The following is a 25,046-nucleotide window of genomic DNA, read 5'->3' as shown; positions in this document are numbered from 1 at the left end:
ATAAACCTTCTTATTTATCACAGATACTAAAAATCAACTATAAAACTAATTTTAAGATTATCTGAATATGTCAAACAATATCCCTATATTATAACCTGCATAGCCTATGGATAGCACAATAATAGCTCCCTCTAAAAAGTTACCGATAAAACTTCCTGTTGTAAAGGTAAGGGGAAGTTTATATTTCTTATTACTAAAGGGATAAAATAAAGGTACACCTCTTTTGGTACACATATCACAAATTAAATGTAGAAAAAAGCTGAAAAAGAAGTAAAACTCCACATATATTAATTCGTAAATATTAGCAAAAAAACTGAGGACTACTGAAAATATTATTAATCCCAGTAAGCTATGAGTTAGACCCATCCTATGAGTAGATACCCCTATTAGTATTAGTGAAATTCCTATGATTTTTAAAATGGTAACATTATTAAAAATACTATCTAAGTACAACATTAATATGCCCAAAGAACAAAATAAAGTTACCTTAGTGGCCTGATTTCTAAAAGGCAATAAATATCTATTTACAAAACTTTTAGGATGGTCTATATCTGGTAAAAGAGAACCAACTATGGCGAAAACTAAGTTAATTAGTCCGAATTTCCCGGGTAATATATTACACAAAAATACAAAAACTGATGTTCCAACTGCTGCATGAGTTTTCCCTTTCATAACTTACTCCTTCTTAAAATCTGTTATAAAAATTAACCTTAATCAGGTTTAAAGTGGACCTTATTGCTCATAATTATACTTTCCTTGAACTTTATTACCCTATTATAACATACTTGAAATTATGCATAAAAATAAACCCCAGATGCTCCAAGGGTTTATTTTGTCTTATTTCCCGAAATAACTCTTCATTAATGCTCCAGCCATATCTGTTGCATTATAAGAATCATTTCCACCTTCTTCTACAATAATAGCAAAAGCTATCTTTGGATTTTCATAAGGTGCAAAACCTATATACCAAGAATGTGGAATTTTCTTTCCAGTATCTTGGTCCGCAGTACCTGTTTTGCCACTGACTTGAACTCCATATACTTCACTATCCTTACCTGTTCCTTTGGTTACTACTGATCTCATATACTTTTTCAATAATTCAGCATTGTCTGAAGAGGTTATTGTTCCTATTTCCTTAGGCTCATAACTCTTAACTACCTCTCCATTAGCAGTTACAATTTGCTTTACTACATTTGGCTCCATCATAATCCCATTGTTTGCTATGGTTCCAGCAACTAACGCCATCTCTATTGGGCTTGCAAGAACTCCACTTTGACCAATACCACTTTGTGCAATATTTCCTATTTCTTCTTTCTTATAAGTTGGAAATTTGCTATTATCTATAGTTAAAGTTCTTGAAGGAATGTCCTTGTTGAAAAGAAATTTTTCTGCTGTAGCTCTTAAAGTATCATTTCCTAGATCCATAGCTAAAGAACCAAAAACCACATTGCTAGACACAGTAAACCCTTGCTCCAAGTTAATACTGCCAAAGGCTTTACCTTTATAGTTTTCTAAGTATTGACTTTTATTAAACTGTATTCTGCCTTCATCTTTAAAGGTTTTATTTGTAACTCCACTAATATTTTCTAATGCACTTATAGCAGTTACTGCCTTAAAGGTTGAACCAGGTGGATAGAGACCAGAAACTGCCCTATTTAAGAAGGGAGTGTTAGTGTCTGTACTCAGCTTTTCCCAATCCTCTTTTAGAGTATTAGGGTTAAATCCTGGTTTGGATACCATTGCTAATACTTCTCCAGTAGTTGGATCCAATGCCACTACTGAACCTCGTTTGTTTCCTAATAAATCATAGGCCTTCTTTTGAAGGTCTGAATTTATGGTAGTAATTACATTATTTCCTTCTTTAGTTTCTTCCTTTGAGAACTTAAAGAAACTAAGAAAATCTTTTATTCCATTTATAGACTTACCGCTTAATTCCTCATCTAATTTCTTTTCTATACCACTCATTCCATATACTTCATCATAATAACCTATTACATGAGCAAAAGGAACTCCACCAATATATTCTCTATTTTGTGTGAACTCACCTGTTTTTTCACCCTTTACTATAAGGTTATTGTCTCTGTCAAATATACTTCCTCTTAAAATTTTACTTTTTTCTGCTGCGTTTCTTTTGTTATAAACACTTTGTACAGCAGCATCACTTTTAAAAAGCACAGTATAATTTATGTGGGTAATTAGTGCTACAAATAACAAGAGAAATATAACCATGACTTTTTTTACATTGTTTGAAAGATTATTCATAGCTATTCCCCTCCTCTGAAATTTTTTGTATTATTCCTAAAGAAATGTAAGTTATAAGCACTGAACTTCCACCATAGCTCACTAGTGGAAGAGTAATTCCAGTTAACGGAATTGCACCTGTAACGCCACCTATAATTACTAATACTTGTGAAACTATCATAGTACTATATCCAACTGCAAGTAGTCTCGAAAAATTATCCTTAGCATAAATAGCAGCTCTAATACATCTATAGAAAATTAAAAAATACAAAATAATTATTGCAAGGCCTGTTAATAATCCTAGTTCCTCACAAATCCCAGAAAATATAAAGTCACTTTCAATAACTGGTATGAACCCAGGATATCCCATGCCTAAACCCTTTCCAAAAAAACCTCCATTTGCAATAGCTATCAAAGATTGGACTAACTGAAGGCCTGCATCATAACCATACTTCCAAGGATCTTGCCAAATCATTACCCTGGTTCTAACATGACCAAAAAGAAAATACCCTGCCACAGCTCCAACTATAAATAATACTAGAGCAATAACCACATACTTTCCTTTAGAAGTTGCTATGTATAACATAGTAAGGGAGATTGAAAAGAAAATCAGTGCAGAACCTAAATCTGTCTGTAATAGCATAAATGCTAAGGATATCATTACTACTATAGCTGGCTCAATTAAGCTAATTACATTATTAAACTTAGGGTTATCTTTAAATATTTTACCTCCAAGCTTCTTTGATAAATTAGAAGGATTACCATAATCCTTGAGAGCTGAAGCTAAATATGCCACCAGAGCTACTTTTCCAAACTCAGATGGCTGAAAAGAAAATCCTGCTATAGAAACCCAGTTTTTCGCTCCAAAGGTTTCCTTTCCCAGAAGGCTTCCCATTGCCATAAAAACAAGAGTTACCACTAAGTAAAAGTACTTATACTTGCTAAAGCTTTTTAAATCCGGAAGTATTACTACTACAAGAATAAAAGCAGCTACTCCTAAAGTGAAAAATATGATTTGCTTTGTAGCTAAAAAAGTTCTTGCTTCATCTGTTACATAGGTTCCTCCTGAAACTGGTAAATCTAATCTATAAAGCATAGCAAGTCCAATAACTGCTAATATATTTGAAAATATTAAAATATACTTATCTCCGTCTGGGAAAAACTTTCTTATTATAAAGTGAGAATAAGCTAAAAGTCCACATAATATAACCCCCATAATTACTGCACCTTTATCAAAAGTGGGAGATATAAAGGCTACATTTACAAATATGGTAGCTATTAATAAATAAGTGAGCCATAGCACTCGCTTTTCTTCTTTTAAAGTATCCATAATTTCATCCTTTCATGTGACTGTTAACTCTTAAGATACCTTAACTATATTGCTTTAACTATTATTAAATATTTTTTAGTTAAATAAACTCTTAATAGTTAAAGTAACTCGGTTCCTAGAACTAGTCTTCTTATAATGAAACTTAATTCCTATTAAAGAACTTTAAAGGTAGAAGTCCCTACTCTTATCTTATCTCCTTTATTTAAAGTCACTTTATTTTTTATTCTGACTTCATTAACAAAGGTTCCATTAGTACTATTTAAGTCCTCTAAAATATAATCCGTGTTTCTAAAATATATCTTTAAATGATGAGAAGATACGTATCTATCTTCTAAAACAACCATATTATCTTCATTTCTGCCCATAGTTAGAACTTCATTTACTGGAATTACTCCGCCACTTCTAAGATTATGATTATCTCCTTTATCTACTACTTCCAATCCGAAATCTACAGTTTTTTTCTTCTTTTTCTTTCCTACAGATTTAGTGTCATTATACATAATCTTTAAAGCATAGATTATAATAAAATAAATAATAGCTATTATCACCAAATTGAATATGAATTTAAAACTATTCATAACAAAACTCCTTTTAATAATCAACAATTTCATTTCAAACAACCTTCTAGTTATATTTCCTAGTTACCCTTTATAATATACGTAACTTAAATATTTAAGGTGAGGTCATTGAATGAATAAGTTAATTTTTATTATGGTATTGACCAAGGTTTAAAATGTCATAGGACTTGAAAGCTAATTTTTTATAGTTAAAAGCTTTAGGAAACCATAAGAACCTCCGTCTGACGGTTTCCCTAAGGCATTTTTAACATAATATTTTCCGAACTTCAAGTCTTTAACTTCTAATTCTACATTATTATAACATTTTTTTAAGATACTGTCCTGTATAAGACTTTTCACAACGACATATATCTCTTGGTGTACCAACACATAATATAGTACCACCTTTATCTCCGCCTTCTGGCCCTAAATCTATGATATGATCAGAACATTTTATTACGTCTAAGTTATGTTCAATAACAACTACTGTATTTCCACCTTCTACAAGCCTTTGAAGTATAGAAATTAATTTATTCACATCATCAATATGCAGTCCAGTCGTAGGCTCATCTAGAATATACAGTGTTTTTCCTGTACTTCTCTTAGATAGTTCATAGGCAAGTTTAATTCTTTGTGCCTCTCCTCCAGATAAGGTTGTAGATGGCTGACCTAGTCTAACATATCCAAGTCCTACATCCATTAGTGTTTGTAATCTACCACTTATTCTTGGTAGATTTTCAAAGAACTTAAGAGCTTCTTCTACTGTCATTTCAAGAACTTCATCAATATTTTTACCCTTATATCTTACTTCTAAGGTTTCTCTATTATATCTTTTTCCTTTACAAACCTCACAAGGTACATAAACATCAGATAAAAATTGCATTTCAATTTTTATTATTCCATCACCTTTACAAGCTTCACATCTTCCACCCTTTACATTAAAGCTAAATCTTCCTGGTTTATAACCTCTCATTTTAGCTTCTGAAGTGGTTGCAAACACATCTCTTATCAAATCAAAAACTCCTGTATAGGTTGCTGGGTTACTTCTTGGAGTTCTCCCAATTGGACTTTGGTCAATATTGATAATTTTATCTATATTTTCGCTTCCTAAAATATCTATATGTTTTCCTGGAATCTTCTTGGTATTATTTATTTTTTTATTAAGCCCTTTGTATAAAATTTCATTTACCAAAGTACTTTTTCCTGAGCCTGAAACTCCTGTAACTGAAGTAAATACTCCTAATGGAAAAGATACTGTTACATTTTTTAAGTTGTTTTCTCTTGCACCCTTTACAGTAATTGATCTTTCTAAGTCAACTTTTCTGTATTCATCTGGTAGATGAACCTTCATCTTGCCGCTTAAATATTGTCCTGTAATAGATTTTTCACAATTCATAATATCTTCCATAGTTCCAGCAACAACAATCTCTCCACCATGTTCACCAGCTTTAGGTCCAATGTCTACTATAAAGTCTGCTGCTTTCATAGTATCTTCATCATGCTCAACAACAACTAAGGTATTTCCTAAATCTCTTAAATGTTGTAATGTTCCAATAAGCTTATCATTATCTCTTTGATGTAATCCAATACTTGGCTCATCTAATATATATAATACGCCCATTAAACTTGAGCCAATTTGAGTAGCAAGTCTAATTCTTTGAGCTTCCCCTCCAGAGAGAGTTCCTGCTGAACGAGTCAGATTCAAGTAATCAAGACCTACATCTTTTAAAAAGTTTAATCTGCTCTTAATTTCTTTCAAAATTTGTGCAGCAATAATAGCATTCTTTTCTGATAGTACCAAAGTATCTAAAAACTTAATTTCATCTACAATTGATAACTGACAAAGCTGAGAAATATTTTTTTCTCCTATTGTTACTGAAAGGGCCTCTTTTGAAAGTCTTGCTCCATTACACTTAGGACAAGGGTTGTCACTCATATACTCTTCTACTTCTTTTTTTATATAATCTGATGAGGTTTCAAAATATCTTCTTTTTAAGTTATTTATAACTCCCTCAAAGGCATGATTGTATACCCCTGTTTTAAATTCCTTTGTATATTCCACCCTGATTCTTTCTCCATTAGTTCCATATAGGATTATATCTTTTACCTTAGGTTCTAACTGTTCAAAAGGTGTATCTAAACTGAAATTGTAATGATTAGCTAAGGCAGTTAATACTGAAAAGGTCCAAGAATCATCTTTTAAGCTACTTTCGCCAAAGGTAACTATAGCTCCTTCACTTATGCTCTTAGTTTTGTCTGGAACTATTAAGTCTTCGTCAATCTCCATAAGTGTTCCTAATCCATCACACTTGTCACACTTTCCAAATGGAGAGTTAAAGGAAAACATTCTAGGTGCCAATTCTCCAATACTAATTCCACACTCAACACAAGCAAATTGCTCACTAAAAAGTATATCTTCTCCATCAATTATGCTGACAATCGCTAATCCTTCGCCTAGTTTTAAAGCTGCTTCAAGTGAATCAGAAAGTCTAGACTCAACACCTTCCTTAACCACAATCCTATCTATAACAATTTCAATAGTATGCTTTTTGTTTTTATCTAGCTTCACTTCATCTTCAGCTAAATCAACTAAAGTCCCATCAACTCTTGCTCTTACATACCCATTCTTTTTTATGCTTTCAATAACCTTTACATGCTCACCTTTCTTACCCCTAATTACAGGAGCTAGAACTTGAAGCTTAGTTCTTTCAGGTAACCCCATGACTTGGTCTACCATTTGATCAACTGTTTGTTGGGTAATTTCCTTACCGCACTTTGGGCAGTGAGGTACTCCAATTCTTGCATATAAAAGTCTTAGGTAGTCATATATTTCTGTTACAGTTCCCACCGTTGAACGAGGATTTCTACTTGTAGTTTTTTGATCTATGGAAATTGCAGGGGATAATCCTTCTATATATTCCACTTCTGGTTTATTCATTTGCCCTAAGAATTGTCTTGCATAGGCGGAAAGAGATTCCACATATCTCCTTTGTCCTTCAGCATAAAGGGTATCAAAGGCTAAAGAAGACTTACCTGATCCCGACAAGCCTGTAAATACAACAAACTTATCACGAGGTATCTCTAAATCTACATTTTTTAAATTATGTACCTTTGCTCCTTTTATAAATATTTTATCTCTCATAGTTTACTCCTTCATTAATTTTATAACTTATACTTTTTTTTCAATCGTAGAACTTCGTCTCTGATTCGAGCCGCTGTTTCAAATTGTAAATCCTTTGCAGCTTGTTTCATTTCCTTCTCAAGTTTCTCTACATGTTTTCCCAAATCTACTCTATCAGCTTCTAGTGCTTCCTCTAAACTTCCATATTCTACAACCTCTTCTGCCACGGCAGTAGATACTTCGATTACATCTCTAATATCCTTCATTATAGTTGTAGGAGTTATTCCATGTTCTTCATTATACTCCAACTGTATTTTTCTTCTTCTATTGGTTTCTGATATGGCTTTATCCATTGAATTAGTTATATTGTCTGCATACATTATAACCTTGCTGGCGGAATTTCTAGCAGCTCTTCCAATAGTTTGTATAAGAGAGGTTTCACTTCTTAAAAATCCTTCCTTATCTGCATCTAAAATTGCTACTAGTGCTACTTCTGGTATGTCTAATCCTTCTCTTAAAAGGTTAATTCCCACTAAAACATCAAATTCGCCTTTTCTCAAATCCCTTATAATTTTCATTCTTTCAATGGTATCTATATCTGAGTGTAAATATGTAGTTTTTACTCCCATTTCTTTAAAATACTTAGTTAAATCCTCTGCCATCTTTTTTGTAAGGGTAGTAACAAGAATTCTAAAGCCTTTTTCAATAGTATTATTAATTTCCCCATATAAATCATCAATTTGGCCCTTTATGGGACGTATAATTACCTCTGGGTCTAAAAGTCCTGTTGGTCTAATGATTTGTTCTGCTGTATTTTCACTATGTTCAGCCTCATACTTACTTGGAGTAGCACTAACAAATAGCACTTGATTTAGCTTTTGTTCAAACTCATCAAATTGTAGCGGTCTATTATCATAGGCTGAAGGAAGTCTAAAGCCATATTCCACTAAGGAAGTCTTTCTTGATTTATCTCCTCCATGCATAGCTCTAATCTGAGGAAGAGTTACATGACTTTCGTCTATAAATAATAAGAAATCCTTTGGAAAATAATCAATTAAGGTCTGTGGTGATGTTCCTGCTGGCCTTCCATCTAAAATTCTAGAATAGTTTTCTATCCCCGAACAATATCCTACTTCTCTCATCATTTCTATATCAAAATTAGTTCTTTGTTTTAATCTTTGAGCTTCCAAAAGTTTATCCTGATTCTTAAGGTCCTCTAGTCTTTGTTCAAGTTCCATTTCAATTTGCTTTATAGCAATTTCTAACCTATCCTTGGAAGTTGCAAAGTGAGAGGCTGGGAAAATAGCAACATGTTTTCTGCCAGAAATTATTTCTCCTGTCAATGTGTCAAATTCCCTAATTCTATCTATTTCATCTCCAAAAAACTCTACCCTTATACCTTTACTTGTAGATGATGCAGGAAAAATATCTAAAACATCTCCCCTAACCCTAAAGGTACCACGTACAAAGTTAATATCATTTCTTTCATATTGTATATCTACAAGTTGTCTTATAACCGCATTTCTATCTTTTTCCATACCTTCTCTTAAAGATACAGTTAGCTTCTTATATTCCTCTGGATTACCTAGTCCATAAATACAAGATACAGAGGCAACTACTATTACGTCTCTCCTTTCAATTAAGGCAGAGGTAGCAGAGTGTCTCAGCATTTCTATTTCGTCATTAATTGAGGCATCCTTTTCGATAAAGGTATCTGTTTGAGCAACATAGGCCTCTGGTTGATAGTAATCATAGTAAGACACAAAATATTCTACTGCATTCTCCGGAAAAAACTCCTTAAATTCCGAACAAAGCTGAGCCGCTAAAGTTTTGTTATGTGCCAGTACCAAAGTTGGTCTTTGCACCTTTTCAATAATATTTGCCATAGTAAAGGTTTTTCCTGAACCAGTAACTCCTAGCAGGGTTTGAAACTTTTTATCTTCTCTAATACCTCTTGCTATACTCTCTATTGCCTGTGGTTGATCCCCCATAGGTTTAAATTTTGAGTGAATTTTAAATCCTGTCATATATTCACCTCATTATTCTTTATTTTCCTTATCTTCATCATCTTGTTCTTTTTTTCTTAATTTATTTAAAACATCAGTAAAGTTTCCCTCTTCTGTTTTCATTATTCTTGACTTAGATGGAATATTTCTAGGAACGATGACAATTCCTATTCTTCCCTCATTGCTTACTTTTGTATGACTTATTTCTCTAATTTCACCATTTGCCTTTTTAATCTTCATCCAAATATAATTAGGAATAGTTTCTAGAAAACTAAACATCATTTCATCGGTAGTTATTTTATTATCGTTAATTTCAAGTATTAAATCTCCTGACTTTAGTCCCATGGTACTAGCCAAGGACTTTGGTGCTACCTCAAGAATTCTTATGCCTTCTTCATTACTAGAATACATAGGTTCATCATTTCTCTCAGTATACTTCTCAAAGGCTATCATTGCTTCATGAGCTAGAGGTGTAATTATAAGTAATAATAATTGAACAACAAAACCATAATTACTAAATATAGATAATGCTGAAACAAAAATTCCAAACCCAATAATTAAGGTTCCTGAAAAAAGAGTTTTAGCTGTTTTACTCTTAGTAAAAGTTACTGAAGAATATCCAACTCCAGCAAATAAAGGTAATGCTCCAATTATCATAGTTTCAAACAAGGCTTTATTTGCACTGTGATTTACTATTGGCCACCACTGTGGTGTCGCCACAGCTTCTCCTGATATAAAAGTTCCACTAGTGGCTTCCATCATCATTAGTATTGCCACTGGAAGTATCCATTGTCTTTTAAAGGCGAATCCACCTACAATTTTCCTATCTCTTCCCCCAAATACTGGAATAGCTCCCCTTTTTCCATCTAATATTACTAATATTCCTTCCACTACATGCATTACTCCTATTAATAGCAAAAGACTTGTAATATCTACTTTTAATAAATTTAGACTTGGATTATTTAAGAATTTCGAAGCTATATTCAATAATATAGACGTTACTCCTAATACAGCGCCTGAATAAGACAAGCACAGAAACCTAGGATTAAAAAACATCAGTAAAATAGATATCATGAAAACTATGTAAATATTGGAATTCATATGAAATACTACACCTAAATATGTAAAAATCATACTAGCTAAAACCCCACCAAATATCCCCATAACAATTTGTGAAATGGTAAGTTCGAAGGGAGATGTAGAATTTTCGCCCATAATTAACTTTTCTAAGGTAGCAGTTTTTCTATTTTTAATATAAAAAACAATTCCCATCATTATTAAAACAAAAGCATAAGATGGCTCAACGATAGCATAAGAAACTTGTGTTAAGGTATAAATAAGTAGCTCCATGTTTAATGCCTCCTCTCACATTATGCTAAACTACAAATATACATATATTATATCAATAAGCAACTAAATTCAACACTTTAATTATTGAGTATTAAGCTTAATACTCAATGCCAAGCTAAAAGCTCGTTATATAATGAACAAGTTCATTTTATTAAACAACTTTGGAAGCAGGTTTGTGTTATAACTGAAATATTCACCTTGAAATTCCATAGAAATTAAGTATCCACTTTTCCCCATAAAAATAACCAATGTAATGCAAGTTTATTATGCATCCTTATTTGTTATTCATTTTATGTGCCCAGCAGATACTTAATAAAATTTTATTTCAACTTTTCTCTGGCTACTTCTAAAGCCTTTTTGAATTGGGGATCTGAATCCCTATTATAAGGTTTTTCTTTTAACTCTTGTGGGTAAAGCACCTCTACATCTGGTGCTATTCCTATACCATGAATATTTTGCCCATTTGGAGTAAAGTACTTAGAAATTGTAACTTTAAGAGCTGTTCCATCTCCAAAGCCATCCTTATCTCTATAGAAAGTAGTTTGAACGACACCTTTTCCAAAGGTCTTTTCTCCTACTAAAGTTCCTAAGCCATAATCTTTAATTGCTCCGACAAAAATTTCTGAGGCACTAGCAGAGCCGCCATCAATTAAGATGGTTAAAGGCAATCCCTCAGCAATTCCTCCTATAGAGTCATAATTTTTTTTATTTTTTTCTTTATCCTCTGTGTACACTATATTCTTCCCTTTAGCCACAAAATTAGAAGTCATTTTTACTGTTTGATCTAATAGCCCACCAGGGTTTTCTCTTAAATCTAATACTAGGCTCTTCATTCCTTTTGCAGTTAAATTTTTTAAAGCATTGTCGAAATTACTTGCAGTGTGTTCATCAAACATTGAAACTTGAATATAACCAATACCATTTTCAAGGATTTCACTTTTAACTGTTACCATTTCTATTTCTGCCCTTTTTGCTTTAACCTCAAAGGTCCCCCTAGTCTGTCTTGAAAGGCTTAGTTTAACCTCTTCGCCTGCTTTGCCCTTCATCATGGAAGTAGCCTTTTCCATGTCCTGAGCTGTCACAGTAATATCATTAACACTTTCAATTATGTCACCTTTTAGAATTCCTGCCTTTTCAGCTGGAGAATTTTCAAAGGTTGATATAACTACTATCTTATCTTCTTTAGCTCCAATCTGTAATCCAAGTCCTACATAAGTTCCACCAGTTTGAGTGGCAAAATCTGAGAACTCAGCTTCATTCATAAATACAGTGTATGGATCCTGTAAAGCTGCCGCCATTCCCTTTGCTGCTCCCTCAACCAACTTATCTTTATTAATTTCTCCAATATAATATTTATCTATCTTATCCTTTATGGTATATAGCTTTTCAAAATCAATTATATTTTCGTAAGTTTTTCTGCTAACTAATACCTTTCCATTGGGCATTTTAAAAGAAATAAGATTGGTAATGCCAAAGGTAAGGACATTGGTAAAAAGCACTATTGCCACAGTTCTTCTTATCCATTTTCTTTTTTCACTTTTCATATTCCCATTGTCCATGAAATCCACCCTCTCTATATAGTCCATATATATTATGTATGTAAATACTAGATAATTATAACACTTTCAGGTAATTTTTAATAATTATTTTAAAGAAATAATTATTAAGTTCCTCTTAACTCTATGGCAATCTCCCAAACACACGTTCTACAACATTAACATTAACACATCTATTATACGTATGCAAGAGAGACTAAGAAAATTTTTCTTAGTCTCTCTTTAACTTAATATTATTTTGTGTTAAATCTATTTTATAATACACTTGCATAGAATTCTATGTGCAATAAAATCTACATAATTTTAAAATATGTCTTCAAAAAATATTTTTTTCTTGCCTCACAGTAAATCTTAGAAACAAATAAATTTCTTATCTAAAAAGATCTTAAACCTTTAAGAACTTTCTCATTGAAATAATACTTCCTACAGTTCCTATGAACATACCTGCTAGAATAAACTCCCAAATTACTACTTTCCAAACATAAGATACCCCTATTAAAGAGAATCCCATTAGCGCCTCTGAAGGTAAATTATTTATTAATAAACTATAAACTACGCTTAGGATAATAGTAGAAATTATACCTCCAATTATACCAAGCATAACACCTTCAATAATAAATGGCCATCTTATAAACCAGTCTGTAGCCCCTACATATTTCATTATCCCAATTTCACGTTTTCTTGAATAAACAGTAATTTTTATAGTATTTCCAATTAAGAAAAGAGACACAACTATGAATACTACAAATGATACAGCTCCAACTACTTTTACTGAATTAGTTAGGGCTGAAATTTTTTCTATTATTTCTCTAGCATCTCTTATGCTTTCAATTCCTTCCGTATCCTTTACGGCTGCTATTATAGCATCTACTACCTCTGGCTTATTAACTTTTACAGTATAAGAGCCTGGAAAAGGATTTTTATCTTCAAAGCCAGCTGTTAAAACTTCAGCATTTTCCTTGAACTGTTCTTTAACTTTTTCTAAGGCTTGTTCTTTAGTTTCAATGTTTACTTCTCTTACTCCTTCAATTCCATCTAACTTATCCTTTAGAGAAGTTTTTTGTTCTTCTGTGATGTCATCTTTCAAAAACACCTTTACTTCAACCTTTGAACCCAACTGTTCCACTGCCTTATTAACATTTACCATGGTTAAAGTTATTACCCCTAAAATAAATAGTGTAGCTGCTACAGTTGCAACAGAAGCAATGCTCAAAGTTCTATTTCTTCTTATACTTTTAAAAGCATCATTAAAAAAATACTTAACTGAATCAAATTTCATATCCGTATTTACCCCTTTCTTCATCTCTCGCTACTGTACCTTTTTCTATGGCTATAACTCTCTTTTTCATGGTATCAACAATATCTTTAGCATGAGTTGCCATAACAATAGTAGTTCCTGCTCTGTTTATATCACTGATAATATCCATAATCTCTAGTGAAGTTTCAGGGTCAAGATTTCCTGTAGGCTCGTCCGCAATTAAAAGAGATGGACTATTTACTATAGATCTAGCAATAGAAACTCTTTGCTGTTCCCCACCAGACAATTGATTTGGAAATGCATTTCTCTTTTTTGTTAGTCCTACCATTGCTAGAACTGATGGAACTTTCTTTTGAATTTCTCTTTCACTAGCACCTATAACTCTTAGGGCAAAAGCTACATTCTCGTATATATTTAAAGTTGGTATCAATCTAAAATCTTGGAATACCACTCCAATCTTTCTTCTATAAAAAGGAACTTCCTTATGGGTAAGTTTAGTTATATTAGTACCTGCAATTATAACTTCTCCTGCTGTTGGATCTACTTCCTTTAATAACATTTTTATGAAAGTTGATTTTCCTGCTCCACTAGGCCCTACAAGGAAAACAAATTCACCTTTGTCTATATTTATATTTAAATTCGATAGTGCAAGAACATTATTATCATAAACTTTAGTTACATTCTTAAATTCTATCATGTAAACTCTCACTCTCCTTAAAATTTTTTCTTTAATCAATGCATAGCCTAAGTAATTTAACCATATTTTTTTATTATATAGTTAATTTAATCTGTTTTTGTGCAAATCAAATCCATGTGCGTAAAAATATATGTTCATTATAACATAAAAATACAAGATAAAATAATTAAAAACAAAAAATATAGTGAAAAACATGTTATTTTGTATAAAAATTAATGGAAATGTTGTAATAACATTTCCATCTTCGACAAAATTTACTTGTAATTTTATTTTATGCGGAATACATATACCACAATCCTAAATCAAACATAAGAAAATAAAATAGTATTAGTGTACAAATACACATTATTGCTCCAACTAAATTAAACTTCACAAAATACATTCTCCACTGTTTTTGATAATTTAAAGGACCAAGGGTATCTGGTTTCAAAAATGCTAAAGCGCAAATAAACAAACCAAAACATGACATAATTATACCAGTATTTCTAACTCCTCTTAGTAAAGCATACAAAGATATTGGATTTTTGCTTATTAAGCAATATATAGTTGTAGCTACCAAACCAATCAAAATTGGAAGAAGAGTTATTTTCAAAGAAAGCTTTATGCAGTATACGAAATCCTCAAAAAAATTAGCTATTGCTGTTTTCATAATTACTTCTCTCCTTACTGTGATAAAATTCTTCAACTCTTAAAAAATTTATCAGTGTAAAAATTATATCACAATTTGTCTGAAAAATCACTAAATCATAGATATAAATCTATTAGTTATACAATCATATTCATAGCCTATTTCACTTAATTTATGTTGAATTTCTTTTGTTTCAATATTACAATACAGAGCAAAATCCTCTAAGGAACTAAACTCATCCCTTAATTTCATATTTACTATACTTAAAGCCATATAAGAATCCATTTTTAGTAAAGTATCTCTATCCATAAACTTTTTCTCCTTACACCATGTTATTATAACTCGTAGTGAAAACTTTCAAGGCAGAGTTACATAACATTTATAAAATTAAAGGTGGATTTTAAAATCCACCTTTAGAAGTTATTAAACTTATTTTAAAATTAACCTTAAAAACTAGCTTTATGCTTAAAAATTTTATTTTAATTCAAGCCCTTTTTTAACTGCTTTTACTATGTCTTCAGAAGTTAATCCATAGGCTTTTAAAAGCTCTGCTGGTTTTCCACTTTCACCAAAGGTATCTTTTATTCCAACTCTTATTACTGGCACAGCATGTAAAGAGGTAACAACCTCTGCAACTGCTGAACCAAGTCCACCTATTATACTATGTTCTTCTGCAGTAATAATAAGTCCTGTTTCCCTAGCAGCTTTTCCAATTAACTCTTCATCAATAGGTTTTATTGTGTGAATGTTAATAACTCTAGCCTTAATTCCTTCTTCAGCTAAAATATTGCACGCTTCAAGAGCAGCATCTACCATTATTCCAGTAGCAATTATAGCTACATCTTTACCTTCTCTTAAAATCACGCCTTTACCAATTTCGAATTTATAACCTTCATTATCATTAATAACTGGTACACCACTTCTACCTAATCTCACATAGCATGGTCCATTATATTTTGCTACTGCCTCAATAGCAGCTTCAGTTTCCACTGCATCACTTGGACTAATAACAACCATATTTGGTATACTTCTCATTAAAGATATATCTTCAACTGACTGGTGAGAAGCTCCATCTTCACCAACTGTAATTCCTGCATGAGTTGCACAAACTTTTACATTTAATTTTGGATAGCATATTGAGTTTCTGATTTGTTCGAAAGCTCTTCCTGCTGCAAACATAGCAAAAGTTGATGCAAATGGAATTTTACCACAAGCAGCAAGCCCCGCTGCTACAGTCATCATATTTCCTTCTGCAATCCCCATGTTTATAAATCTATCAGGGCAAACTTTTTTAAAATCTGCTGTTTTAGTAGATTTTGATAAATCCGCATCAAGCACTACTATATTTTCGTTTTCTTGACCTATTCTAGCAAGTGCTTTTCCATAAGCTTCTCTTGTTGCTATTTTACTCATTATGCTTCCCCTCCAATTTCACTTAACGCTTGTTCACATTGCTCTTTATTAGGAGTAGAACCATGCCACCCTGCTTCATTCTCCATGAAAGATACACCCTTACCTTTTATAGTTTTACATACTACCATAGTAGGTTTATCCTTAACCTTTTTACCTTCTTCAATAGCATTTTTTATAGCCTCTAAATCATGACCATCTTCAAGAGCAATCACATTCCATCCAAAGGCAACAAACTTATCTGCAATTGGATTTGGATTCATTACATCTTCTACATCGCCATCAATTTGAAGGCCATTAAAATCAACAAAAGCAGTTAAATTATCTAATTTATAATGTGCTGCTGCCATAGAAGCTTCCCAAACTTGACCTTCTTCAAGTTCACCGTCTCCTAGCAAAGTGTATACTCTATATTCCTTTTTATCTAACTTTCCAGCAAGAGCCATTCCTACTGCTGCTGAAATCCCTTGACCTAAGGATCCTGTAGACATATCTACACCTGGTATGTAATTCATATTAGGATGTCCTTGTAACATTGATCCTAATTTTCTTAATCCCATTAACTCTTCTTTATTGAAAAATCCTTTTTCAGCAAGAACACTATATAATACTGGAGCAGCGTGTCCCTTTGAAAGTACAAATCTATCTCTGTTAGGATCTTTTGGATTTTTAGGATCCACATTCATTTCATTAAAATATAATGTAGTCATAATTTCTACTGCTGATAAGGAGCCACCTGGGTGTCCTGAACCTGACTCTGTTAACATTTTAATTATGTCCTGTCTTATATTCTTAGTAATATCTTTTAATGACTCTAGCGATTTTTTCATAGTATACCTCCTAGATTTACTTCTATAGTTTATTATAACAATTTTCTTCTTTTTAACAACAGTTTGTTGTAATTTAACAACATTTTATTATAAATAAGTGGACAAATTCTCATAAAAAAAGAAAATTTATGATACTCTAATAATGCTTTATTATTGAATTATGCTGTTTTTTACTTATATTAATGATATTTGTGATACTTTAATTAGTTTTTTCTCACTATTGTGATTTAGTTTTTATTATTGCCACAATATTTTTTCTTTTAAAGTGTGGCAAATTATTTTCTTTTATATAACCAATTTATTTAGTTACAAGAATTTAAGTAATTATAATCCTTCTTAATTACATAGTTAAAAAATAGAAAGACTGCTAGCTAATAATCTAACAGTCCAATTTTTTTTGTATTAACTTTTACTTTTAACCTTTAAGTCTAAACTGATCATCAATGCAACATCTACTTTTTCCATGTCATCATCGGTCATGTGACCAATTTTTTCCTTAAGCCTTCTTTTATCTAAGGTTCTCACTTGCTCTAGCAAAACTACTGAATCTTTATTCAAACCATACTCTTCTGAAGATATTTCCACATGAGTAGGGAGTTTCGCCTTATTTATCTGAGAAGTTATTGCTGCAACAATTACAGTAGGACTATATCTATTTCCAATATCATTTTGAATAATGATTACTGGTCTAATCCCACCTTGCTCTGAGCCAACTACTGGACTCAGGTCAGCATAAAAGATATCTCCCCTCTTCACAACAGTTGTCATGAGGCATTCACTCTCCTAAAGCCTAGCTTCATATTCAATTAAATCATACATATCATTTTCAAAACCAATTTCCGCACTCTCTAGATTCAACTCCGCCATAGCTAAATAGCCATGCTTCATATCCTCCAAAAAGGTTGAAGATTTTCTCTCTTCTATATATAGTATTAAACCCTTATCAATAAATCTACTATTTTTTTTACTTTCTTTTTGAAAAGCTTCATTAAATTCTTGGCAAAAAGTCTTTGAGAGTTCAGCGATCAATTTCTTTGAATTAGACATGGAAATTTAATACCTCCTGTTAACAATAACAACTATATGTACAGATTAATTATAATTCAACAACTGTCATTATGTCAAAGAAATTAAATCATATTTCTACTTTTTCCAACATTTTTTTAACACTTTTCTTCTATAATTAGGACTTATTTATACATAATTCCTTATTTTTATGATTTTACCTTGCTTTTTGTAAACTCTTGGAACTCTTTTACTTACTGCACAAACTACCTCGTAACTTATAGTTCCTAACTTATTGGCGATATCATCGGCGGTAATGACGTTGTTATACTCATCTTCACCTATAAGTATAACCTCATCTCCTACTTTTACTCCTTGAATATCAGTAATATCTATCATACACTGATCCATGCAAATTCTTCCTACTACTGGCGCCATTTTGCCCCCAACAATAACTTTTGCTTTTTCAAACAGCAATCTGGTAAAACCGTCTGCGTACCCAATAGGCAAAGTAGCAATTACACTTTCTCTCTCGGTTATAAAAGTTCTTCCATAACTAATATACTCACCTTTTCCTAAGGTTTTTATGTGCACTATATTTGCCTTTATGGACATTACAGGTTTTACCTTTACTTTTTCCATAGCTACTTCCTGAGATGGATAATACCCATAAAGTATAATTCCAGGTCTCACTGCATTATAATGAACTGTTGGTAAATCTAACACTGCAGCACTATTGCTTAAGTGCTTTATTGGAATATTTACGCCTAATTCTAATAGTTTCTCATTAAACTCATTATACCTTTTAACTTGCAATAACGAATAAGTTTTATCAAAATCATCTGAGCAAGAAAAATGAGTAAAAAGTCCTACTATTTCTACATTAGGTAACTTGCTTATTTTATATACCTCCAAAGCACTTTCCTCATGAGGTAAAAATCCTATTCTTCCCATACCTGTATCCACTGCTATATGAATTTTAGCAATCTTATTCGCATGAACTGCAACTTCAGACAAAGCTTCTGCATCACTATAAGTATAAATAGTTTGCTCAATTTCATAGTCAAGTATGCTTCCGTATAAGGTAGGTGGTGTAAAGCCCAATATCATAATAGGTACGTTAATACCATTTTTCCTTAACTCAATGGCTTCAGTTATAATTGCCACACCAAACCTATTAGCACCATTCTCTAAAAGCACAGGTGCTATATCTACCGCTCCATGACCATAACCATCTGCTTTTATTATTGCTATTATATTTTCACTAGTCGATACTCTTCTAATTTCCTTCATATTTTCTGCAAGTACATCTAAATTTATTTCTGCCCATACAGGCCTTAAATCTTTAAACAACTTATTCACCCCACTAGTCACTTAGAGGAATTAGGTTATAATTCCTCATTATTAATTTTCTCAGTCCAATTGAAGTTGTCATAAGTGTATCTTACTCTCTCTTTTTCTTTTTCATCGTAAATCACTAGCTTCTTAGGTAAGTTGTCCTTTATACTTACGTACATAATTCCTTTAAACAAATTTCTATTGCTTCCTGGAATTAAAACCTCTATAAGTAATAGTTCTTCATCATTAATGGTTTCTTTTTTATAACCTATATCTTCATTTGTGTATATTAATCCTATGTATTCTCCAATAAAACCATATTTTAATACTTCATCAAAAGCTTTGTCAACTTTATAGTCTCGTTTGTTTTCTTTATCTACTACTGTTACCTCATCACCCCTAAAAGTAAAGGTTCTTCCCTCATTAAGATCTAATTTATAAGCTACATCCTTCTTATAAACCTGATGTCCTTTATAAACAAGAGTTTGCATATCATTAACCACTTCTATGGTTACATCACTTTTATACCCTTGTTTTTTAGATAAAGTAGTAATTATATCTTCTGGATCTTGTGGTTTTGATATCTTACTAATCCCAACTCCTATAATTGCTAAAACTATAAAAATTGCCATGATCCCTAGTAGTGTAAAAGTAATCTTTTTTCTCATAACTGTCCTCCAAGTAATTTATACACTACTATATTTATTATAAAAAGTAACATTCTATAACCAGCAATTACTGGTATTGTGACAATTATACCTTGATGAAATAACTTAAGTTGTTTTATGAACTTCCTGAAGTTTATTGGATTTTACTTGCAAAATATATGCTTTTTATTTATTTCTCATAATATCTTTTATTATGAATGGTAACTCTTGTATTAAATGAGATGCATTAACACAAAACATATCTTCAGCTAGCTTGTCCCCGCAATATCCATGAACATAAGTTGCTAAGTAAGTAGCTACTAAAGGTTCATATCCCTGAGCAATGAAGGATGCAATAATTCCTGTTAAAGTGTCCCCCATTCCTCCAGAAGCCATTGCACTATTCCCTGTAGTATTTATGAATACATACTCACCATCTGTAATTATAGTCCTATGGCCCTTAAGTAATAAAATTATATCATTGTCCTTTGCAAACTTCTTAGCAATTTTCAACTTATCTTCTTTTACCTCATCCACAGTAAGCCCTGTAAGTCTTGCCATTTCACCATAGTGCGGAGTAAGTATCACTTCATGATTTTTGCACTGTAAAAGTTCTAAATTGTTTTGTAAAACATTTAAACCATCTGCATCTATTACTATTGGACAATCACTTTTTAAAATAGTTTCACTTAAAATATTATAAGTCAGTCTACTATTACCCATGCCAGGGCCAATTGCTATAACATTGCTTTTAGCTATAATATTATTTATTTTTTCTGTATCCTCATAACTTAAAGTCATAGCTTCCGTAAGCTTTACACTCATAATATCCTGAAGTTCCTTTGGAGTACAAAGAGTTACAAGTCCAGCCCCACTTCTTACTGCTGCTTGAGCTGTTAAATAAGCTGCGCCTGCATACCCTTTAGAGCCTGCAATTATGAAAACTCTTCCATAATCCCCCTTATATCCCTCCTCACTCCTAGGTCTTATTACATTTTGTATCATAGTTTCATCTATCTTTATCTCCCTACTATTAAATATGAGGGAGCTTAATTTATTCTTCTTTAGTATATTCAAGGTCCTTTCCATGGGAATTCACCTCCAAAACAGCATAAGCTATTGCACTATCCTCTCCATGAGAAATGCTTAAATGCAAATTATATTCCCCTTGTTTTTCAGCAATTAATTTTGCCTTTCCCTTCAATATAACAATAGGCTTTCCTAGAGTAGTACTCTCAATTATAATATCCTTAAACTCGAAGCCCCTAAAACCTGTGCCTAAAGCTTTAGACACAGCTTCCTTTGCTGCAAATCTTCCTGCTATGTACTCTGGTCTTAGATTTCTACCTTTGAGATATTCTATTTCTTCACTAGTAAAAATCCTTTGTAAAAATCCTTCACCCTTATCTAATGCAGATCTTATTCTTCTAATCTCAATTATATCTACTCCTACACCTACTATCACAACACCACCCCCTTCTTTCATTAAATAATGAAAAAGTTCCTAAAGGAGCATATTCATTTTCACTAACAGTTATAAAATAAATTTAAAGAACCTGTATTTAGCAAAAGATTCTGTAATTACTTAAAACCTACATTGCTAATCCTAGGACATAGATACCTTATATGCAATAACCCTCCATACAAGCCTTCTATTTGCATTTAAAATACCCTTTCAAAATTTAGGTTCTTTTAAATATATTACCATAAAACTTAATCTTATTGTATAGACTTCAACCATGAAATTTAATTTTGTATAAAAAATAAGGGAGTAAAATCTCCCTTAGCAACTAGCTATTCCTTTAAACTCTTCATCAAAATCACTTATATATTCATCTATATATTCTCCAGCAATATCTATGAAATGGATTGGTGATACAGCATTATCACTTAATAACTTTAACAATGCTTTCACCTTATGTCTTTGAGGACTAATATATTTTTCGCAGTCACTATAAATTTTTTCTACTTCTCCGTTAACTACGCCTTGTGTTTCTATTTCAATACCATATGCTTGTACATTTCTTTGGTTACCATCAACTTCCATAAGAAAATCATTTTTTAGAAGTTTATATACGTATGTAAACTCTCGTCCCTCTTCTAATACCTTATTCATTAAAGTTTCAACTACCACTTAGATAACCCCCTTGTTATTACTAACTCTATGAATAAATTTTAACACTAAGAAAACGAAAATTGTGTCACTTAATGGTGGGAGTTTTTAAAGATTCTCCCTTAAAAATGACACAATCATCATGAAATTGATATCTTAATGTAGTATCAATCAGATATTTTTCCTTATATTTACATTTAAGTGGTCATTATAGTTCTTTTTGTGTCGGAAAATACTAAATTTGTTGAAGCTTTTTTGTAAAATAGTCGCTACCTTTTTGTAAAAATCATTCTTTTAGCTCTTCAACCTTTTTGTAAAACCCTATGTTTTATCAACTAATTGTCAACCTTTTTGTAAAATATTTTAACTAAAGGTTGCATTAATCAATTTGAGAATTCTACATTTGTCGAAAAAAAACTAGACTCCTAAATAATCATCACCTTTATTTTAAACAAACTCTCTAGAAGAAGTTTTACCTAAAACAAAGTGGTGTCCGAAGCCTAGGTTTTCATTTTGTTCATAATATTTTATAACTAAAATTATATAATATTTATTATATAATTTATAGTTATAATTGTGATTTTATATTATCCACTGCCTTCTTTACTACTTCTAGGTTTTCTCCCTTAAGTTCTTTTTTTGAAAATTTAGCTTTATTATATATGTCCGTCATTTCATCCAGCTTATCTATATTATCAACTTTAATTTTTGTTACATTTTTTAGTTGTGAAGCAGTCATATATGGTTTGAAAATTTCTGCCTTTTCCGTAACTCTTTCAAACTCACTGTAGCTGTAAAGAATTTCTTCTCTAAGATTTCCTCTTTTCCTAAATATAGTTTTTTTAAGTTTTTGTATAAGCCCTTCTTTATTCTTTTTCTTGTCATTAAGTTTTTCCCTGAGCTCAACGTAACCTTCTTCTCTTTTCTCTACTTTAATTAAAGCTGAAAGACTTCTCACAATTATTATTATAATAGCTGCAGCTAGTATAATTTTTAATATTACAGCTACGTAAGCTATAGAAGCTTCATCTCTAAAAGTATCCTGCTTAAAAAGTTCTTCTATTGGTACATTAACCTTAGCAAATCCTTCAAGTACTGCTTCAGCATTCATTTCCCTGTTTGCAAATAGCTTACCTAAAAGTTCTACTCCATAAGCAACAGGATAACGTACTATAATAATAATAACGCCTAAAATTATATTTAAAATATAGTTTATTCCTCCATATATGGACTTAACAATAGCTGAGAATATCCTATAGGTGTGCTCTTGAAAGATAATAACCATGAACCCTATGATTCCTAGGTTTATATATTTAGAATGCTTGCTTCTGATATTATAGCTATATCTTAAACTTTCTCTTAAGTTAATAACCACTAAAATCAGATACATAACAAATACTCTAAACATTTTCTCTAACAATGGATAGGAAAAGATGAAAATAAATACAGCGACTCCTACCATGAGATAAGCTCCTGCAATCCATCTTTGCTTATATTCATAATAATTTATTTGATTAGGTTCTTCTCTATAAACTACAATTATTGAAGCTGTAAAGAATAAATAATTTAGTATCGCTTTATATGGGTCGTAAATAATCCATAATATTACTGCTCCAATTATTAAAGGAACCAAAAGAATTATGTGCTTTTTATATTCCTTATCATATAAATACTCCATTAAAAACACATTAAACAAAGTAATTAAATAAAGGTTAAAGGATACTTCATTAGCTATGAAGGTACAAGTTAACATTGTCCAGATAATATATATCATTAGCACATAAGTTGAAGAGTACAGAGTTTTTATTTGCCTAAACCAACTCATTATCTTACTCCCCCTTTATATACTATTTTTTCTATACCTTCTATATTAGGCAAGGAGGATTTTAAAGAAACATCTATAATTTTTAACCTATACCCATTTTTTCTCATCTTAGTTATTAGGTTTATATCCTTGTCATTAAAGTATGATGATATAATTACATAGGTGCAATTAGGATTTAAGTGTTGAAGTCTGCTAGCTAAATACTCATTAAAATCACACTTTATAGCTAAATCAACTCTTGCACACATCTCCATAATGCTAGTAAAACTATTCATAGCTGGCTTTATTTCATTTGGAACTTTAGTGTCAAAGGTTACTAACTGAGCGTTTGTCCAAAGTCCAGTAGGAATTCCTTCCTTTAAGGCTTTAGCTGCTAAAGAAGCTGCAATCCTAGCTCCTGAGTCAATAGCATCTTTTTGAATGTTTGTCCAGTACGGATCTCCACATTGAAGGTTTAAAATTATAACTAGCTCTCGTTCTGAGGTATAGTCATAGTCTTTAACCATAAGCTTATTCATTTTTAAACTGGACTTCCAATGGATATCCTTCATTCTATCTTCAACATTATATTCTCTTATACCTTTAATAAAAAGAGGGTCCTTGTGTATCCACCTTCTAACAGCATCTTCTCCCTGAAAATTAGTGATATCAAACTCATACTTATTAATACCATGAATTCTTGGATAAACTAAAATTTCTACATAATCTTCTTCCTCTTTGCTATTAGCAGAAAATCCAAATATATCTCCTACATTTATTCTCATATTTTTTATTAAATAAGTACCTCTCTCAGCACCTACTAGAGTATATATTCTTTTCTTTCTTTCATACCATTTAACCGAATACTTACTAACATGCCAAATATCATTGCCTTCCCTAAACATGGTTGCATCATTAGCATATTTTAATCCTGCTGGGATTTTCTCTTCAATTGCCAGAAAAAATAAGGGTAATCGCTTATTATTTTCTAGTACCATAGTCATTTCAAAGGTTTCACCTTCTACTAGCCTATTTTTTTCTATGGTTCTATATATTTTAAGATTATCAAAGCCCTTTCTTCTAGTAAAGTCAGCAAATATCACAAGCAAGGCAACCAGAGCTATTAAGAATAAATATTGAAATAACATGGTATCA

At 31.7% G+C, this 25,046-nt stretch carries 23 protein-coding genes; all 23 read right to left on the bottom strand.

Annotation, left to right across the window (positions count from 1 at the left end; translation table 11 throughout):
- Window positions 1-57 precede the first annotated feature (57 nt).
- On the bottom strand, window positions 58-672 hold the full coding sequence (locus B3040_RS18265) for a metal-dependent hydrolase (RefSeq protein ID WP_291576468.1): 615 nt from the start codon (window positions 670-672) through the stop codon (window positions 58-60).
- Window positions 673-837: 165 nt separating this feature from the next.
- Complete coding sequence (locus tag B3040_RS18260; protein ID WP_291576466.1) at window positions 838-2,262, bottom strand: peptidoglycan D,D-transpeptidase FtsI family protein; 1,425 nt, start codon at window positions 2,260-2,262, stop codon at window positions 838-840.
- Window positions 2,255-3,571 carry an FtsW/RodA/SpoVE family cell cycle protein gene (locus tag B3040_RS18255; RefSeq protein WP_291576464.1) on the bottom strand — a complete coding sequence of 439 codons (1,317 nt, stop codon included), beginning with the start codon at window positions 3,569-3,571 and terminating at the stop codon, window positions 2,255-2,257. Before B3040_RS18255 ends, B3040_RS18260 begins: the two co-directional genes overlap by 8 nt.
- A 152-nt stretch (window positions 3,572-3,723) precedes the next feature.
- Window positions 3,724-4,149, bottom strand: a complete 426-nt coding sequence (locus tag B3040_RS18250) for an FHA domain-containing protein (protein ID WP_291576462.1) — start codon at window positions 4,147-4,149, stop codon at window positions 3,724-3,726.
- 295 nt (window positions 4,150-4,444) lie between these two features.
- Window positions 4,445-7,270, bottom strand: a complete 2,826-nt coding sequence (gene uvrA, locus B3040_RS18245) for an excinuclease ABC subunit UvrA (RefSeq protein WP_291576460.1) — start codon at window positions 7,268-7,270, stop codon at window positions 4,445-4,447.
- 20 nt (window positions 7,271-7,290) lie between these two features.
- Window positions 7,291-9,276 (bottom strand): excinuclease ABC subunit UvrB, encoded by a 1,986-nt coding sequence (uvrB, locus tag B3040_RS18240; RefSeq protein ID WP_017414093.1) that lies wholly within the window; start codon window positions 9,274-9,276, stop codon window positions 7,291-7,293.
- Between the two features lie 12 nt (window positions 9,277-9,288).
- Complete coding sequence (locus B3040_RS18235) at window positions 9,289-10,605, bottom strand: site-2 protease family protein (protein ID WP_291576457.1); 1,317 nt, start codon at window positions 10,603-10,605, stop codon at window positions 9,289-9,291.
- A 320-nt stretch (window positions 10,606-10,925) separates the two neighbouring features.
- Window positions 10,926-12,164 (bottom strand): S41 family peptidase, encoded by a 1,239-nt coding sequence (locus tag B3040_RS18230; RefSeq protein WP_414632549.1) that lies wholly within the window; start codon window positions 12,162-12,164, stop codon window positions 10,926-10,928.
- 382 nt (window positions 12,165-12,546) lie between these two features.
- A complete protein-coding gene (gene ftsX, locus B3040_RS18225) occupies window positions 12,547-13,440 on the bottom strand; it encodes a permease-like cell division protein FtsX (protein ID WP_291576455.1) in 894 nt (297 codons plus the stop codon).
- Window positions 13,430-14,116 (bottom strand): cell division ATP-binding protein FtsE, encoded by a 687-nt coding sequence (gene ftsE / locus B3040_RS18220; RefSeq protein WP_291576453.1) that lies wholly within the window; start codon window positions 14,114-14,116, stop codon window positions 13,430-13,432. The genes ftsX and ftsE overlap by 11 nt, the downstream gene beginning before the upstream one ends.
- 271 nt (window positions 14,117-14,387) lie before the next feature.
- Entirely contained in the window at window positions 14,388-14,765 is a 378-nt protein-coding gene (locus B3040_RS18215; RefSeq protein ID WP_291576451.1) for a hypothetical protein, read from the bottom strand.
- A 90-nt stretch (window positions 14,766-14,855) separates the two neighbouring features.
- Window positions 14,856-15,053 carry a DUF4250 domain-containing protein gene (locus B3040_RS18210; protein WP_291576450.1) on the bottom strand — a complete coding sequence of 66 codons (198 nt, stop codon included), beginning with the start codon at window positions 15,051-15,053 and terminating at the stop codon, window positions 14,856-14,858.
- A gap of 165 nt (window positions 15,054-15,218) precedes the next feature.
- Window positions 15,219-16,160 carry a transketolase family protein gene (locus tag B3040_RS18205; protein ID WP_291576681.1) on the bottom strand — a complete coding sequence of 314 codons (942 nt, stop codon included), beginning with the start codon at window positions 16,158-16,160 and terminating at the stop codon, window positions 15,219-15,221.
- A complete protein-coding gene (locus tag B3040_RS18200) occupies window positions 16,157-16,984 on the bottom strand; it encodes a transketolase (RefSeq protein WP_291576448.1) in 828 nt (275 codons plus the stop codon). Before B3040_RS18200 ends, B3040_RS18205 begins: the two co-directional genes overlap by 4 nt.
- 402 nt (window positions 16,985-17,386) lie before the next feature.
- Window positions 17,387-17,752, bottom strand: a complete 366-nt coding sequence (locus tag B3040_RS18195; protein ID WP_017414084.1) for a type II toxin-antitoxin system PemK/MazF family toxin — start codon at window positions 17,750-17,752, stop codon at window positions 17,387-17,389.
- A 15-nt stretch (window positions 17,753-17,767) separates the two neighbouring features.
- Entirely contained in the window at window positions 17,768-18,031 is a 264-nt protein-coding gene (locus B3040_RS18190; RefSeq protein ID WP_291576445.1) for a CopG family transcriptional regulator, read from the bottom strand.
- A gap of 147 nt (window positions 18,032-18,178) precedes the next feature.
- Window positions 18,179-19,342 (bottom strand): alanine racemase, encoded by a 1,164-nt coding sequence (gene alr / locus B3040_RS18185; protein WP_291576443.1) that lies wholly within the window; start codon window positions 19,340-19,342, stop codon window positions 18,179-18,181.
- 35 nt (window positions 19,343-19,377) lie between these two features.
- Complete coding sequence (locus B3040_RS18180; RefSeq protein ID WP_291576441.1) at window positions 19,378-19,995, bottom strand: germination lipoprotein GerS-related protein; 618 nt, start codon at window positions 19,993-19,995, stop codon at window positions 19,378-19,380.
- A 165-nt stretch (window positions 19,996-20,160) separates the two neighbouring features.
- Window positions 20,161-21,063 carry an NAD(P)H-hydrate dehydratase gene (locus B3040_RS18175; protein WP_291576439.1) on the bottom strand — a complete coding sequence of 301 codons (903 nt, stop codon included), beginning with the start codon at window positions 21,061-21,063 and terminating at the stop codon, window positions 20,161-20,163.
- Window positions 21,029-21,439: a holo-ACP synthase gene (gene acpS, locus B3040_RS18170; RefSeq protein WP_291576437.1), complete on the bottom strand. Its 411-nt coding sequence runs from the start codon at window positions 21,437-21,439 to the stop codon at window positions 21,029-21,031. Before acpS ends, B3040_RS18175 begins: the two co-directional genes overlap by 35 nt.
- Before the next feature lie 318 nt (window positions 21,440-21,757).
- On the bottom strand, window positions 21,758-22,108 hold the full coding sequence (locus B3040_RS18165; RefSeq protein ID WP_291576435.1) for a DUF6514 family protein: 351 nt from the start codon (window positions 22,106-22,108) through the stop codon (window positions 21,758-21,760).
- Window positions 22,109-22,655: 547 nt separating this feature from the next.
- Entirely contained in the window at window positions 22,656-23,912 is a 1,257-nt protein-coding gene (locus B3040_RS18160; protein WP_291576433.1) for a hypothetical protein, read from the bottom strand.
- Window positions 23,912-25,039, bottom strand: a complete 1,128-nt coding sequence (locus tag B3040_RS18155) for a DUF58 domain-containing protein (protein ID WP_291576431.1) — start codon at window positions 25,037-25,039, stop codon at window positions 23,912-23,914. The genes B3040_RS18160 and B3040_RS18155 overlap by 1 nt, the downstream gene beginning before the upstream one ends.
- Between the last annotated feature and the right edge of the window lie 7 nt (window positions 25,040-25,046).

The sequence above is a fragment of the Clostridium sp. UBA4548 genome, assembly GCF_002387895.1.
Taxonomy (GTDB): domain Bacteria; phylum Bacillota; class Clostridia; order Clostridiales; family Clostridiaceae; genus Clostridium_J.
This window is presented reverse-complemented; position numbering and strand designations above follow the sequence as displayed.